The organism is Vibrio sp. KUL78, assembly GCF_059725505.1.
Genome location: NZ_AP045838.1, coordinates 1,142,265 through 1,157,084, shown reverse-complemented (window position 1 = coordinate 1,157,084; position 14,820 = coordinate 1,142,265). Strand labels below are relative to the sequence as shown.

The window sequence follows — 14,820 nt, the reverse complement described above, 5'->3', positions numbered from 1 at the left end:
AAACCAGAAACGAAAAATGGGAACGGACAGTATCCGTTCCCAAGTATTGCTGATTTACTAATGGTTAAACATGAGCTTGGTCAGCTGAGTGGGTGTGTTTTTTACCCAGTTTCTCAGCCATTGCTTCTTCCATTTTCTCTAGGCTGACGCCTTTTGTTTCAGGTACATAGCGAACGACTACATACATACAGATGATGGAAAGAATTGCGAATAACCAGAAGGCGAAGGCACCGTTAAAGTTCTCTTGCAGGTAAGCATTGTCATTCAGCATAGGGAATGATTGTGTGACGATGAAGCCAGTGAACCATTGTGCACCTACCGCAATTGCCATTGCACGTGAGCGGATGCTGTTCGGGAAAATCTCGGAAATCATAGTCCAGCATGCACAGCCCCACGACGTTGCGTAAGAGACAACATACAGACACAGTGCGAATAGAGCGGCGTACCCTTCAGTTTGTTGATACAGCACGTAACCAACGACAAACATACCAAGTGCACAGCCAAATGTGCCGTATTTCATCAGCGGTAGACGACCCACTTTGTCGATAAGGTACATACCCAAAGCGTTACCTAAGATAAATACGACGCCGACAAAAGTGGTTTGGAAAAGAGCATTTTCAGTAGAGCCAGTAATTGGCTTAAGGATTTCCGGGGTGTAGTACATGATGACGTTGATACCAGTCAACTGCTGTGCTGCTGCGACAAACGTACCGATGACCAAGATAGCAAACAGGAGTGGAGAACGTAGGCTGACTTTGTTTTTGTTAGAGGAGCGGCTGTCCTTTAGAGAATCTTGAATTTCAGAGATGAGTCGGTCGGCATGTTCAGGGTTCGAGATGCGAGAAAGTGTTGCTTTCGCTTCCGTGAGTTTGCCTTTCAATACTAGCCAGCGTGGTGACTCAGGAATAATAAATAGCAGTGCAGCGAACAGAGCCGCTGGGATGATCTCTGAACCGAGCATCCAACGCCAGCCCATATCTACCAACCATGCTTCTGACATACCCTTTGCGATGAGGTAGTTAACATAAAACACGCCAGTTTGACCAATTACGGCAGACTGCTGAAACATACTTACTGCTCGCCCACGAAAATCCTTTGGTGCGACTTCTGACATATACATGGGTGATACCACGCAAGCCAAGCCAACGGCGACACCACCGACAATACGTAACATGACGTAAAAACTGAATGTACTGGCGAGTGCTGAGCCAACCGCAGAGATCATGAATAAGATGGCGGCGATAAAGAGGGTGTTACGTCGTCCGTATTTTAATGCTGCCCATCCAGCACTAACGGCACCGATAATACTGCCAAGTACAACGCTGGATACGGCCCAGCCAGTTTGTGCGGAACTGAGTCCGAAGTGTTCACGGATAGGACCAATCGCACCGGATATTACCGCGGTGTCATAGCCTAAGAGGATTCCACCGAGCGCTGCTATACAACAGATACGAACGATATAGGCAATATTGTGCTTACTAGCTTCTACCTTGGATGTTGCTTCCATTAGATTTTTCCTTATTGAGATTCCCTCAAAACTGTCCCTTTACCATCGAACAAGGTTTAGCTGAGGTGAGCCCAATACTTCGGTTTGTAGGGTACGAGTATTGGCATTCTATAAGTCCAGCAGATGTTATAGTTGTGTGTGTTTGAAAATTATTTTTCATTTTGCTGGTGTTTTAATCATATGGACTCTTTTTGATTTCTACTACCGGTAAACTGTCATTTTGTCCAAAAATGTTACCTCTATCAAACTATGAAAAATCTTTATCAAATCCTACAATTATCATAAGCAATTGATTTTAATACTTAATTTAAAAGTGAGATCTAGATCAAAAACAGTGGGAAGCCACGTGCTATATAGGTTTTTTTCCAAATTTATGTTGTTTTGAAAATCTCATTGAGTGGGATGAAAAATATTTTTCACAAATGATTTTTTGGGCTAAATTAGTCCTCAGTGAAACAACAGGAGATGTTCAAAGCTTCCCTACACGATGACTTAGTCGACGAGATAGCTTTGAGTCACTTGGAAAATCTTTAAAACATTGTCGGAGAATAAAAATGAGCAACGTGCAATATGGAATTAGCCCACTGACTTGGACCAACGATGATATGCCAGAGCTTGGTGGCGAGATCCCTTTGGAAACGTGTTTAAGTGAAATGGCTGAAGCTGGATTCACAGGCACAGAGCTAGGCACTAAGTACCCACGTGAGCCTGAAGTACTCGTTCCACTGCTAAAGGAGCACGGTCTGGTACTAGCGTCGGGTTGGTATAGTGGCAACCTAATGACTATGACAGCAGATGAAGAGATTGCAGCGATGCAAGATCACATCAAGCTTTTGAAAGCAGCAGGCTGTAAAGCAATGGTTTATGGTGAAGTGAGCAATACCGTTCACGGCGATATCAACACACCACTTTCTCAACGCGTCATCCTATCTATGGATGAGTGGAAGATGTACTGCGAGAAGCTAACCAAAGTAGCGGACTACCTTCTGAATGAGCATGACATCAAGCTCTCTTTCCACCATCACGTTGGCACTATCTGTGAAACAGAAGACGACATCAATCTAATGATGGAGTTTACAGGCGACTCTGTGTTCCTAACGTTAGATACGGGTCACATCACTTACGGTGGTGGTAACCCAGTCACTATGATTGAGCGTTGGGGTCACCGTATCGGCCACATGCATTTCAAAGATCTTCGTTTAGACGTAATGAAAGCAGCACGTGAAGCGGATAAGTCTTTCCTAAATGCAGTACTAGACGGTGTATTCACAGTACCTGGCACGGGCGATGTGGACTACGACGACGTATTTGCAGCGCTTAAAGCGCGCAACTACCAAGGCTGGTTATTGGTTGAAGCAGAGCAAGATCCTGCAAAAGCACACCCACTAACGTTCGCGAAAACAGCTTACGAGAACATCACAGGCTACGCGGAAAAATACGGCTTGTAATAGAGCTCTGGATAATGGGGAGCCACGCTCCCCATGATAAAAGCTACGGGGTTAGGGATGCAAAACGTAGCTTACTCATGGAATGGACAACGTTGAGACTACCGAGGAAGAGAATGAAAACTGTACGCCTAACTGTCGCAGAAGCGCTTGCACAATACTTAGCTGCTCAAATGATTGAAATTGATGGAAAGAAAGAGCAACTGTTCGGCACCGCTTTTGCCATATTTGGTCACGGTAATGTGACGTGCTTTGGACAGCAACTAAAGAACATTGAAGACAAAATCCCGACTTGGCGTGGTCAAAACGAACAGTCGATGGCGACGGCTGCCATTGCTTATGCAAAAGCAAACCAGCGCCGACGTATTGGTATTGCGACGAGCTCGATTGGTCCTGGCGCAACCAATATGGTGACAGCAGCAGGTATTGCTCACACCAACCGATTGCCCGTTCTGCTGATCGCAGGTGACGCGTACGTAAGTCGTCTACCTGATCCTGTATTGCAGCAACCCGAGAACTTCTACGATCCATCTATCACTTGTAATGACGCATTTAAACCTTTGACGCGTTACTGGGATCGCATTATTTCACCAACACAGTTGATGCATTCTTTACCGCAAGCGATCGACACCATGCTTGATCCAGAGACATGTGGGCCAGCATTCATTGGTCTTCCTCAAGACATTCAAGGCGTCGCATACGACTTCCCAGAAGTATTCTTCGAAGAGAAAGTACACCGCATTCGTCGCCCAGAACCAGAAATTGCTGATTTGGAAGATGCAAAAGCAGTACTGATGAAAGCAGAAAATCCGCTGATTGTTTCTGGTGGCGGCGTTCATTACTCGCTCGCAACGGATGAGCTAGCGGCATTCGCGAAACAACACAATATTCCTGTCGTTGAGACCATCGCAGGTCGAGCAACGATGCTACAAGACAATCCGCTAAACGCTGGTCCTATCGGTGTTACAGGCTCGGATTCTGCAAATTACATGGCGGCGCACGCGGATGTTGTGGTTGCAATCGGAACGCGCTTGCAAGACTTCACAACGGGCTCGTGGAGCGTGTTCAAAAACCCAGACATGAAACTTATTACTATCAACGTCGGACGTTTCGATGCAATCAAACATCGCGCATTGCCAGTCAAGTGTGATGCAAAACGCGGTTTGGTTGAGTTATCGAAATTGCTAGGTGATTGGAAAGGTGGCAGCGCGTGGGCACAAACGGCGAAAGCACAAGCCGATGAGTGGAAAGCTGTGGTTCACCGCCGCACTAACCCTCAAGAGGGCGACTTGCTACCAGGTCTTTCTTCTTACGCAGAGGTGATTGGCAAGCTAAACAAATCTATGCAGCCGGGGGATACCGTTCTAACAGCAGCAGGCGGCTTACCTGCTGAGCTAGCAATGAACTGGCAAAACTACCAAATCGGTAAGTTTGATATCGAGTTCGGTTTCTCGTGCATGGGCTACGAAATTGCGGGTGGCTGGGGTGCGAAAGTCGCAAACCCAGACAACGACGTGGTTGTACTCGTGGGTGACGGCTCGTACCTGATTCAAAACTCAGACATCTACTCATCAGTACTGACGGGCCACAAGATGATTGTCGTGGTGTGTGATAACGGCGGTTTCGCGGTGATCAACAAGCTACAAAACAACACGGGCAACGACTCATTCAACAACCTACTTGAAGATTGCCGCCGTCCAGATGGCGAAGTGGCTCGCGTCGACTTTGCCAAGCACGCCGAAGCACAAGGCGCAATCAGCGAGAAGTTAACGTCTGTTGATGAGTTTGATGCAGCGTTCCAACGCGCAAAAGAAGCGGACCGTACTTACGTCATCGTTGTCGATATTGACCCAGTATCACCAGCAGCATGGTCTAAGTGCGACTGCTGGTGGGAAGTCGGTCTACCAGAGGTGACTCGCAACGACCACGTGGCAGAGAAGGTTGCCAGCTGGGAAGAAGGTCGCGCCACACAGCGCCGCGGCGTCTAGTTCAGAATTCTATTTAATTTTCTAATACTTAATCTCGGCTCCTAAACACTAGGAGCCACACAAGGAGTCAAGCATGTTTAATGAAGAGCGTCATTTTGAGCAGCCAATTCGTTGGGCAATGGTAGGTGGTGGTCGTGGTAGTCAAATCGGCTACTCTCACCGCAATGCAGCGCAGCGTGATGGCCTGTTTAAGTTGGTGGCTGGTGCGTTTGACCTAGATGCTGAGCGCTGCCGCGATTTCGGTGTCAATCTTGGACTAGACCCAGAGCGCTGTTATTCAAGCTATAAAGAGTTATTTGCGCTAGAAGCACAGCGTGAAGATGGCATTCAAGCAGTATCTATCGCAACGCCAAACTCTACTCACTACGAAATCTGTAAAGCCGCACTAGAAGCCAAGCTTCATGTGGTGTGCGAGAAGCCAATCACCTTTACCACAGAAGAAGCCGAAGAGCTCAAAACCATCGCAGCACAAAATAACTGTGTCATCGGTGTTATGTATGGCTACACCGGCTTCCCAATGGTTCAGCAGGCTCGTGAAATGGTTCAGCGTGGCGACCTTGGTGAAATCCGAGTCATCAACATGCAGTTCGCGCACGGCTTCCACAACGAAGAATATGAAAAGAATGATCCGGGTCTGAAGTGGCGTGTAAGCCCTGAGGTATCGGGTCCAACTTATGTGCTAGGTGACATCGGTACTCACGCGTTTTATCTCAACGAGGTGATGACAGGTCTAGAAGTCGACAGCTTGGCATGTATGCGCCAGAGCTTTATCGAATCTCGTGCGCCACTCGAAGACAACGCGCACGTAATGATCAAGTTCAAAGGTGGCGCAGTGGGTACCTTGTGGGCATCGGCGGTCAATTCAGGCTCTATGCACCAGCAGAAGATCCGCATCGTTGGTTCAAAAGCGTCTATCGAATGGTGGGATGAGTATCCAAACCAACTTCGTTACGAAGTGCAAGGCGAGGCACCTCGTGTGCTAGAGCGCGGTATGGGTTACCTCTACCAAGATGCAGAAGGTGTAGCCTCAAACCGAGTTGGCGGTGGTCACGCTGAGGGCTACTTCGAGTCTTGGGCGAACCTGTATCACCGTTTTGCTTTGGCGTTCGATGCTGCTGATAGAGATGATCAAGAGGCGCTAGCGGGTATCTGGTTCCCAGGTATTGATGCAGGTATCGAAGGCGTACGTTTGTGTGAGAAGTGTGTTGAGTCAGCAGACCAAGACGCGGCTTGGGTTAGCTACAAATAATAGGAATGACGATGACAAAAATTGCATTTCAACATGACAGACCGTTGGATGCCATCGTTTTAGGACGCGCGGGTGTGGACTTATACGCCCGCGAATCAAAAACCGATATGGCGGACATTTCGGGCTTCAACAAGTTTGTTGGTGGCTCTGCTGCCAACATTGCAGTCGCGGTGAGCAAGCTGGGTGGCAAAGTAGGTTTTATTGGCTGTGTAGCTGACGATGCGTTTGGCGGTTATGTCAAAGGTTACATGTCAGATCAAGGGATAAACCTCGATGGCATGATGACGGACGATTCGGGCTCTCGCACTTCTGTCGCGTTTACAGAGATGAAGCCGAGCGACTGTACGGTTCTTATCTATCGCAATAACGCTTCGGATCTGACGATCAAGCCAGAGCAGGTGGATCCTGAGTACATAGCGAGCTCTAAAGTACTGGTGGTTACCGGCACTGCGCTGTCAGAGAGCCCAAGCCGTGAAGCGACGCTTTTGGCGATGCAGCACGCTCGTCGCAGCAATACGCTCGTAGTGCTGGATGTCGATTATCGCCCTTACTCATGGCGCACCGATACTGACGCTTCGATTTATTACGGCATCGCATCGAGTCTGTCTGACATCGTGATTGGTAATCGCGAAGAGTTCGACATGATGGAAACCGTGATTGCACCGGGCAATAAAGACGACGACGCCACAGCAGAGCGCTTTATGCGTGACAACACGCAGATTGTTGTGATTAAGGCGGGCGAGTTTGGCTCAAAAGTCTACTGCCGTGATGGCTCCAAGTTCCAACAAGGCATCTTCCGTGTGGAAGTGAACAAGCCATTTGGTTCTGGTGACTCATTTGCTGGTGGTTTGATTTGGACGTTAGTGAACGGTGGCACCCTGCAAGAAGGCGTCAGAAACGGCTCTGCAGCAGCGGCGATAAACGTGAGCGGCGATAGCTGCACCGAAGCTATGCCAACCAAAGAGCAGCTTTTTGATTTTATTGAGACAAGAAACCAAGGTGTTTGATGGCATCAGTTTGATGTGGTTTTGAAGACAGCTTTTAGTCTCCCGGGCCGGTATTTCGACTCCAGATACTCGCGAAAATACAACCATCGTGGCCCGGTTTTTTTATCAGTGAATAAGTTTAGGAATAAAAACTGCGCTCATAAAAAGAGCAGTGAGGAGAAAGAACATGGGTAAACACATACCACCCTACGATAATAAAAATGAGCCCATTGTAGGTATTAATGACGAAGTGACACCTCTGTGTTATTTCAACCAAGTTTGTCTGACTCAAGGCGGAACGTTCAACCACGAAGTTGAAGGCTACGAGTCTGTGATTGTTCTAGCGGGCGGTACTTGCAGCGTGTCGGTGACCAATGGCGATGACACACAAGTGTTCGACAACATCGGTAAGCGTGCCTCTGTATGGGACGGCAACCCAGAAGCGGTTTACGTTCCATTAGGCTATACAGCACAAATAGAGTGTGTGAGCGAAAATGCCGACATCATGATTGCTGGCGGTAAGTTTGAAGCTTCTCTAGAACCATTCTGTGTACGCGAAGAGAATGTCGACATCGTTCAATACGGTTCTGATGACACCAAAACACACCGTAAGATCAAGCATGTTCTTGGTCAGTCTAACTCAGACAAACGCGGTCGTTTGCTCGTCAGTGAGCTGTTTACCGTTGGTGCGGGTGGCTGGTCAGGTTTTCCACCACACAAGCATGATGAAGACCGTGTGAAAGAAGATGGCAGCCGTGAAACGCTATACGAAGAAGTGTATCAGTTCCGTTTCAACCCAGATTTCGGCTTTGGCGCACAGTTCCTCTACGAGCACGAAGATGACCATGGTCCGGTTTATCATGTAAAAACGGGGTCAGTGATTGCAATCGACAAAGGTTATCACCCAAGTGTGGCAGCGCCTGGCTATGAGATGTATTACTTCACCATCATCGTTGGCAAAACAGACAAGTCTTTGATCCAACACTTTGACCCACACCATGAGTATCAAGTAAATACCATTCCTGGTATCAAAGATATGATTGCGAAATTCAAATAGGAGGCGATGCATGTTAGTTAATCTTAATGATCTATTACCCGATGCAGCGGCCTCTGATTATTCCGTACCATGCTTTAATGTTTTTGGTTACGAAGACGCAAGAGCGGTAGTTGAGGCAGCGGAAGAGGTTGGTAAGGCAGTTATCCTTGCTTGCAACAAAGATGTTGTGGATTTTTATGGCGTTGAGACCGCAGCAGCTATGTTCCTAAATCTTGCTCATAAGAGCAGCGTGCCTGTTTGTTTGCACCTAGACCATACTTATGAAGAGGATATTGTTTATCGTGCACTGAAAGCTGGATTCAGCTCAGTGATGTTCGATGGCTCCCAGCTAACACTTGAAGAGAATATTGCTCGTACTAAGAAAGTGGTCGATGTGGCACATGCGTTGGGCGCATCGGTTGAGGGCGAAATTGGTTCGGTTCCTTACGAAGAAGGACGTGATCATATCAAGTCTATTTATACCGAACCGGAAGATGCTGCGCGTTTTGCTGAGGAAAGCGGCGTTGATTGTGTGGCCATTTCAGTCGGTAATATTCACCGCCTGACGGAGCCAACCTGTACGATTGATTTTGGTCGTTTGGACCGCATCGCGAGCGAAGTCAGCGTGCCGCTTGTTATTCATGGCACCAGCGGAATTCGCGACGAAGATATGCTTAAGCTAAAACAGAGCCGCGTATCTAAGTTCAATATCGGCACCTGTTTGCGTCAAGCATTGGGTCACAATTTACGTGGTTATATGAATGATGAACCACAGAAATTTGATCGAATCTACTTTATGCAGAAGGCAATGCCGTATGTTAAGCAAGAAGCGATTCGCAACTTTGAGTTATTATCTTAAAATAGAGTCCCCAACCTAACATAGGGAAGGGGACCGGTTGACTATTTATTGCGTTCGAATAGGAGAGCGTTATCACTATGGATGTAGAAGTAAAAGTGCCCGCTGATTTAGACACGCTGCGCGAGCTTATTGTGAAGCGCTACGATAGCTTGAGCAGTAGATTGCAGCAGGTAGCCGACTTTGTCATGGAACAGCCAATGCTGGTCGCCGTAGAAACCATGGCTACCATTGCCCAGCAAGCCAATGTACCGCTGTCGACACTGAGTCGATTCTCTAATGCAATGGGCTTTGATGGCTTTACGTCTATGCAGATACTGTTCAGAGATCAGTATCTGAATCGCCCAAGAGACTACAAAGAACGTGTTCGTAAAGCACGTGAGATGGAAGACGTGCCACATGACTCTCCTCAAGCCATCTTTCAGGACTTCGGTGACGCCAACATTGATGCGTTAGAGCAGTTACAAGTCATGGTCTCTCCACAGAAGCTTGAACGTGCTGTAGCGATGCTTGAAGAAGCGGAAACCATCTACATTCAAGGGATGCGCCGAGCGTACCCAGTTGCATTTTATCTCTGGTACGCACTGATGAAATCAGACAACAACGTGGTGCTGTTAGATGACCATGGCGGTATGTTGTCGCCTATGACACGTCGAATGAATGAGAAAGACGTGCTATTTACGGTGACATTTAACCCTTACGCGCAAGAGACCAGTGATCTCATTGACGAAGCGTATAAGAAGAACGTACCGATTATCGCTATTACCGACAATCAAATGACGCCTCAAGGCAGTAAGATGGAAGTCTGTTTCGAGGTCCAAGAGGGTGAAGTGATGGGATTCCGCTCTTTGAGTAGCTCAATGTATCTTGCCCAAACTCTCGCGGTCAGCTTGATGTGCCGTGAAGTGAAATAATCACCATTAATGACCACCAACCCAATTAAAGAGTAAGCCTTGTAAAGCTGAAGCAGCAAGGCTTGGTCTCTTGCTGCCTAAATTCAAGGAGATTCTCCATGCGTTTTGCTTTACACGGAATGTGCTCACTGCACAGCAATGTCATGTCGGACATTCGTCTCGCTCATGATACTGGCTATCAAGGTCTTGAAATTCATACCGAAAAGTTGTGGCGCTACATCAAAGCAGGCTTATCTGCTGAGCAGTTTAAACAGCGCCTTGACCACTTTAATATTGAACCGACGGCGATTGACATCATTGGTGCTATCGAAGTGACTGACAAAGCCTCGAAAGCGCAGCTATTCAAAGATACTGAGATCCTGTGTCAGTTTGCTCAAAAGATCGGTGCGCCGACGATACAGCTTAATGCCTTCGAAGCATTGAATGGTTTGACGCTAGATCAGAACATTGAACTCACCGCACAGAACATTCGTTCTATTGCCGATATTGGTAAAGACTACGGTGTTCGCTTTCAGTACGAGGGAGCAGCATGGACACCGATTGCAACGCTAGACGACTACTATCGCTTGTTGGATGCAGTAGGGCGTGACAACTTCGGCTTCGTTCTTGATACCTGGCACTTCTGGGCATGTCGCGGAGCAAGTCTCGAGCAAATAGCCAGTATCGACCCTTCGCTCATCTATAACGTCCATATCTCTGATGGCGCGCGTCCAGAAGAGGGCGCACCGTGGCCGGACGAGAGAGAGTTGCGAGGCCACTTCATCGGACAGGGCGATATTCCGCTTAAAGAATGGGTCGACGCCATCCAATCAACCGGCTATCAAGGATTCTACTCAGGTGAATACCTCAATGACCAAATGTGGGAGCAGGATTATTACGATGTAGCGACCAAAATGCTTAAGGGCATGAAAGCACTGTTTTAACCTTTCATTGATTTGAACAACCGTTTACTCGTGGTGAAGTCCACTTAGCAGAGAAAAATCTCAGCATTAAGTGGACTTTGTTGTGTATATCACGAAATAAATATTTCATAAGTATAATATTGAATTAAATATTTCATGAAATAACGATGCCACCAACGGAGAATCCCCTATGTCTCACCTACTGTCGAAGTATTCTCAATCACAATCCGATTCTCGAGTTCAATCGATTACGCCTGAGAGTGCCAACTGGGGATATGTTGGATTCTCTGTTCACGAGATTGCATCTGGTGAATCCTTGGTTCTCGAAAGCTCTGCGACTGAAAAATGCTTAGTTCTGGTATCGGGTAAGGCGACGGTGACAGTAGGCAATCAGGTCTTTAGTCATATCGGTGAGCGTATGTCACCATTTGAGAAAGACACCGACCAGCAGCGTATCAAGCCGCATTCGGTTTATGTCGCGCCACAGCAGCGCATTCAAGTTGTTGCTGAAACCGATTTAGAACTTGCCGTGTGTGAGGCGCCGAGCAAGGGTAATTTAGAGACCCGATATATCACGCCGCAAGAGGTTGACGCAGAGCACAGAGGCAAAGGGCACAATCAAAGGTATGTGCACAATATTCTCCCTGATGACAAACCCGCAGACAGCTTGCTGGTGGTCGAGGTCTTTACCAACGAAGGCTGCACCAGTTCTTACCCAAGCCATAAGCATGACCAAGATATTGATGGCAAGGAAACCTATCTAGAAGAGACCTACTACCATCGCTTAAACCCATCTCAGGGCTTTTGTATGCAGCGTGTATACACAGATAATCGCGAGCTTGATGAATGTATGGCCGTTTACGACAAAGATGTGGTTATGGTGCCAAAAGGCTACCACCCAGTCGCTACAGTCGCGGGATATGACAGTTACTACTTGAACGTAATGGCGGGACCTAAACGTAAATGGCAATTTAGTTGGGAATGCGACCACGCATGGATCAATTCTAAGGATTACAAGTAATCGTAATGAGTGTTGTATGGCTACCAACGGAGGCGATGCCGCTCATGAACCATTTATTCTGGTCTGACTCAGTGTCGAGTGAGGCCAATGACAAGCAAAGGAAGGAGTGCAGAATGTATAATATCGCGCTGTTTGGAGCAGGGCGCATTGGGCAAGTTCATGCGGTAAACATTGCCAATCACCCTGAAACTAACCTGTATTCAGTCATCGACCCTTATGATGTGAATGCCAACATGTTGTGTGACCAATATGATGCTAAGCGTCAATCGATTGAAGAAGCGATGGGGGACAGTAATGTGGATGCCGTGTGTATTTGCTCGGCTACTGATACCCATGCTGACTTGATTGAACTTGGTGCGAAAGCGGGCAAAAAGATCTTTTGCGAGAAACCGATTGATCTAGATTCAAGCAGGGTGCGCGATTGCTTAGGTGTCGTCGAGCAATATAAGGTTCCTCTGCTTGTCGGTTTTAATCGTCGCTTCGATCCACACTTTGCGAACTTAAAGCAACGCGTAGTTGATGGTGAAGTAGGTGAGCCAGCAACGCTCACCATTACCTCACGCGATCCCGAGCCACCACCAGCCGAGTACAGCAAGGTGTCTGGCGGTATGTTCCGTGACATGAGCATTCACGATCTTGATATGGCGAGATTCATCTTAGGTGAAGACCCTACCTCGATCACTGCTCACGGCAGTTGTAAAATTGATCCTGAGATCGGTAAAGCGGGCGATATAGATACTGGTGTGATTGTTCTGAACTTCGCCTCGGGTGCGATTGCGACCATTCTAAACAGTCGCAAGTCTGGATATGGCTATGATCAACGCATTGAACTGCATGGCGAAAAAGGAATGCTACAAGTAGCCAACGTTCGTGAGAACCTAGTGACGAGCACTTCCGATAGCGGTGCCCAAGATGCGAAACCACTGCACTTCTTCTTAGAGCGATACAAAGAGGCGTATATTGCCGAGTGGCAGCACTTTGTTGACGTTCTCAATGGCGCAGAGCCAAACTGTTCAGGAACCGATGGTGAGTTTGCGTTGCGCCTTGCTGATGCGGCGATAGCGTCTATGAATGAAAAGCGGACCGTGTTGCTTTAACTTCTAATCTGAAAAGACAGCATCCTAATAGGATGGGCTGATAAGCTATGGGGTATCTAGGTTAGATACCTCACTTACCAATCAGCGGCGGAGAACGGCGATCCATCGGCCAAGGTTTAGCAAGCTCGTCAGCGAGGCTGCGACATAGGTCAGTGCTGCCGCTTTCAGAATTTTCTCTGCATGTTTTAGGTCGCCATCGTGCAGGTAGTTGCCTTTCTTTAGGATAGGCAAAGCCTTACCATAGCTGGCATCGAACTCAACCGGAAGAGTCAACAGGTGCACCAAGGTACTTAATGCCATCGAAACAACACCTATCATAATCGTTATCGCACCCGCTTGCGGCACGCGAGTCAGCATAAGGACAACAGGCGCTGCAACAAGCATCAATCCAGCAATGCGCTCGCCAATTATGGCTGTTTTTACCAGCTTTTGCCGAGCCAGGAACAAGGTCTCTCTACGCGAATCTTGAATGGCATGCCCTACTTCATGGGCGGCGACAGTCACTGCCGTTAGTGAGTGCCCTGAGTAGTTGTTCGGCGTAAGACGGACAGCCTTGGTTGCGGAATCATAGTGATCACCTTGAGTGGTCTCCTCTACGTCAACGTTATCTAAGCCGAAACTATCCAACAGGTGACGAGCTAGCTCAGCACCGCTTCCCTGCTCGCGGTAGCGGTCAGCCGGTTGACTGTATTTTTCCATCACGTGCTTGACCCATAGGCCAGGACCAAAGACGACTGTCGCGATTAAGAGTAATAGGATTATCCAGAACATTAATTCAGTTTGTTATCAGCAATTATGTGGCTACTGGTTATTAAACGCATAAAATGACCGGCAGATACTCGCTATCACGCCAAGTCAGATGCTCTCTTGGTTCAATCTTCTTGGCTTACTCTGAGCTTCTCGGCTTATTGTGAGGTGGTGGCATACATGGTCAATACATCGAGTGGAACAATTTCAAGGGAGCTCTCTTCGCAACTCGCTAGCACGACTAATGGGGCCATTCCCGCTTGCCAAGCTTCTTTCCAGCGCAGTGCACAAAGGCACCAACGATCACCTGGTTTTAACCCTGGGAAGTCAAACTCTGGCCTGGGAGTAGAAAGGTCATTGCCACGGGCTTTGGTGAAGATGAGGAAGTCCTCTGTCATGACGGCGCAGATAGTGTGTTGACCCATGTCGCTACCAACGGTACGACAGTAGCCATCTCTAAAATACCCAGTATTAGGTTTGCAGCCGCAAAGCTCTAACGGCTCGCCAAGTACGTTATTCGCGCTGTTCATTATCACTCCTAGCATGAGGTTCCTCGGATACCAGTGTAGTCGAGAAGTCGGAATTATTGTGAAGTTAAGTACGTTGGCCTAGGGTCACTAAACATTTCCATCAGTTAACGTGATGGTATGTGTTTTGTTTTGGGCTCAAAAATCGTCGAAACTGCAAACACGTAAACGAGATTGTCACATTAACCGGAGGAAACTCGAATGTATAAATTTATTGGCGCAGCGCTATTCGCACTATTACTGACAGGCTGTGCAAATATGCCTACAGGCAATAACGTAGCGGTAGCCAAGCTTGAGGATGCCCAATCGGCGCAATGTGAGCAACTTGGTCCAGTGATCATTCGCGTGCACCGTCGAGCTGACCATGAATCCGTGCTGAGAATTATGGCAGAGGACAAATATCCCAACGCCAATACCGTCGCAATCACCAGACTAGAGCCGAGTAGCCGTGGAATTGGCGGTAAAAAAGCAATGCGCTCTATTAGGGCCGCCGCATTCCAGTGCGAAGCGTAAACCAAGTGCCCAAGGAGTTAGGGCCCCTTTTG

General features: G+C 47.8%; 14 protein-coding genes. 11 read left to right on the top strand and 3 right to left on the bottom strand.

The window, feature by feature from the left end; translation table 11 throughout:
- Positions 1-64: 64 nt before the first annotated feature.
- Entirely contained in the window at positions 65-1,507 is a 1,443-nt protein-coding gene (locus AC6I8Y_RS21820) for a sugar porter family MFS transporter (RefSeq protein WP_498021654.1), read from the bottom strand.
- A 554-nt stretch (positions 1,508-2,061) separates the two neighbouring features.
- Between AC6I8Y_RS21820 and iolE the strand changes: the two genes are divergently transcribed.
- The 10 genes from iolE (at position 2,062) to iolG (ending at position 13,001) form a co-directional block, all read left to right on the top strand.
- Positions 2,062-2,955 (top strand): myo-inosose-2 dehydratase, encoded by an 894-nt coding sequence (gene iolE / locus AC6I8Y_RS21815; RefSeq protein WP_234496200.1) that lies wholly within the window; start codon positions 2,062-2,064, stop codon positions 2,953-2,955.
- A 113-nt stretch (positions 2,956-3,068) separates the two neighbouring features.
- Positions 3,069-4,940 carry a 3D-(3,5/4)-trihydroxycyclohexane-1,2-dione acylhydrolase (decyclizing) gene (gene iolD / locus AC6I8Y_RS21810; protein WP_498021653.1) on the top strand — a complete coding sequence of 624 codons (1,872 nt, stop codon included), beginning with the start codon at positions 3,069-3,071 and terminating at the stop codon, positions 4,938-4,940.
- Positions 4,941-5,013: 73 nt separating this feature from the next.
- Positions 5,014-6,189, top strand: coding sequence for a Gfo/Idh/MocA family protein (locus AC6I8Y_RS21805; RefSeq protein WP_394149418.1), 1,176 nt, complete (start codon positions 5,014-5,016; stop codon positions 6,187-6,189).
- A gap of 11 nt (positions 6,190-6,200) precedes the next feature.
- Positions 6,201-7,196 (top strand): 5-dehydro-2-deoxygluconokinase, encoded by a 996-nt coding sequence (iolC, locus tag AC6I8Y_RS21800; protein ID WP_252015670.1) that lies wholly within the window; start codon positions 6,201-6,203, stop codon positions 7,194-7,196.
- A gap of 166 nt (positions 7,197-7,362) precedes the next feature.
- A complete protein-coding gene (locus AC6I8Y_RS21795; protein ID WP_252015668.1) occupies positions 7,363-8,232 on the top strand; it encodes a 5-deoxy-glucuronate isomerase in 870 nt (289 codons plus the stop codon).
- Between the two features lie 10 nt (positions 8,233-8,242).
- Positions 8,243-9,070, top strand: coding sequence for a class II fructose-bisphosphate aldolase (locus AC6I8Y_RS21790; RefSeq protein WP_446566799.1), 828 nt, complete (start codon positions 8,243-8,245; stop codon positions 9,068-9,070).
- Between the two features lie 77 nt (positions 9,071-9,147).
- Positions 9,148-9,981, top strand: coding sequence for a MurR/RpiR family transcriptional regulator (locus AC6I8Y_RS21785; protein WP_042469746.1), 834 nt, complete (start codon positions 9,148-9,150; stop codon positions 9,979-9,981).
- 98 nt (positions 9,982-10,079) lie between these two features.
- A complete protein-coding gene (locus AC6I8Y_RS21780; protein WP_498021650.1) occupies positions 10,080-10,904 on the top strand; it encodes a sugar phosphate isomerase/epimerase family protein in 825 nt (274 codons plus the stop codon).
- A 169-nt stretch (positions 10,905-11,073) separates the two neighbouring features.
- Entirely contained in the window at positions 11,074-11,904 is an 831-nt protein-coding gene (gene iolB / locus AC6I8Y_RS21775) for a 5-deoxy-glucuronate isomerase (protein WP_498021648.1), read from the top strand.
- A 113-nt stretch (positions 11,905-12,017) separates the two neighbouring features.
- Positions 12,018-13,001: an inositol 2-dehydrogenase gene (iolG, locus tag AC6I8Y_RS21770; RefSeq protein WP_498021646.1), complete on the top strand. Its 984-nt coding sequence runs from the start codon at positions 12,018-12,020 to the stop codon at positions 12,999-13,001.
- Positions 13,002-13,082: 81 nt separating this feature from the next.
- On the opposite strand, the gene AC6I8Y_RS21765 is transcribed toward iolG, so the two are convergent.
- On the bottom strand, positions 13,083-13,772 hold the full coding sequence (locus AC6I8Y_RS21765; protein ID WP_498021644.1) for a zinc metallopeptidase: 690 nt from the start codon (positions 13,770-13,772) through the stop codon (positions 13,083-13,085).
- 134 nt (positions 13,773-13,906) lie between these two features.
- Positions 13,907-14,278, bottom strand: a complete 372-nt coding sequence (locus tag AC6I8Y_RS21760) for a DUF2237 family protein (RefSeq protein ID WP_498021643.1) — start codon at positions 14,276-14,278, stop codon at positions 13,907-13,909.
- Between the two features lie 198 nt (positions 14,279-14,476).
- Here AC6I8Y_RS21760 and AC6I8Y_RS21755 point away from each other — a divergent pair, with 198 nt between their 5' ends.
- The gene (locus tag AC6I8Y_RS21755) at positions 14,477-14,788 is read left to right on the top strand and encodes a hypothetical protein (RefSeq protein ID WP_498021642.1); all 312 of its coding nucleotides are present in this window, start codon (positions 14,477-14,479) and stop codon (positions 14,786-14,788) included.
- Positions 14,789-14,820: the final 32 nt, after the last annotated feature.

Coding starts and splice junctions, on each gene's coding strand:
- iolD (WP_498021653.1), top strand. CDS start 3,069: ATGAAAACTGTACGCCTAACTGTCGCAGAAGCGCTTGCACAATACTTA.
- iolE (WP_234496200.1), top strand. CDS start 2,062: ATGAGCAACGTGCAATATGGAATTAGCCCACTGACTTGGACCAACGAT.
- iolG (WP_498021646.1), top strand. CDS start 12,018: ATGTATAATATCGCGCTGTTTGGAGCAGGGCGCATTGGGCAAGTTCAT.
- AC6I8Y_RS21760 (WP_498021643.1), bottom strand. CDS start 14,278: ATGAACAGCGCGAATAACGTACTTGGCGAGCCGTTAGAGCTTTGCGGC.
- AC6I8Y_RS21820 (WP_498021654.1), bottom strand. CDS start 1,507: ATGGAAGCAACATCCAAGGTAGAAGCTAGTAAGCACAATATTGCCTAT.
- AC6I8Y_RS21785 (WP_042469746.1), top strand. CDS start 9,148: ATGGATGTAGAAGTAAAAGTGCCCGCTGATTTAGACACGCTGCGCGAG.
- iolC (WP_252015670.1), top strand. CDS start 6,201: ATGACAAAAATTGCATTTCAACATGACAGACCGTTGGATGCCATCGTT.
- AC6I8Y_RS21795 (WP_252015668.1), top strand. CDS start 7,363: ATGGGTAAACACATACCACCCTACGATAATAAAAATGAGCCCATTGTA.
- AC6I8Y_RS21765 (WP_498021644.1), bottom strand. CDS start 13,772: ATGTTCTGGATAATCCTATTACTCTTAATCGCGACAGTCGTCTTTGGT.
- AC6I8Y_RS21780 (WP_498021650.1), top strand. CDS start 10,080: ATGCGTTTTGCTTTACACGGAATGTGCTCACTGCACAGCAATGTCATG.
- AC6I8Y_RS21805 (WP_394149418.1), top strand. CDS start 5,014: ATGTTTAATGAAGAGCGTCATTTTGAGCAGCCAATTCGTTGGGCAATG.
- AC6I8Y_RS21790 (WP_446566799.1), top strand. CDS start 8,243: ATGTTAGTTAATCTTAATGATCTATTACCCGATGCAGCGGCCTCTGAT.
- AC6I8Y_RS21755 (WP_498021642.1), top strand. CDS start 14,477: ATGTATAAATTTATTGGCGCAGCGCTATTCGCACTATTACTGACAGGC.
- iolB (WP_498021648.1), top strand. CDS start 11,074: ATGTCTCACCTACTGTCGAAGTATTCTCAATCACAATCCGATTCTCGA.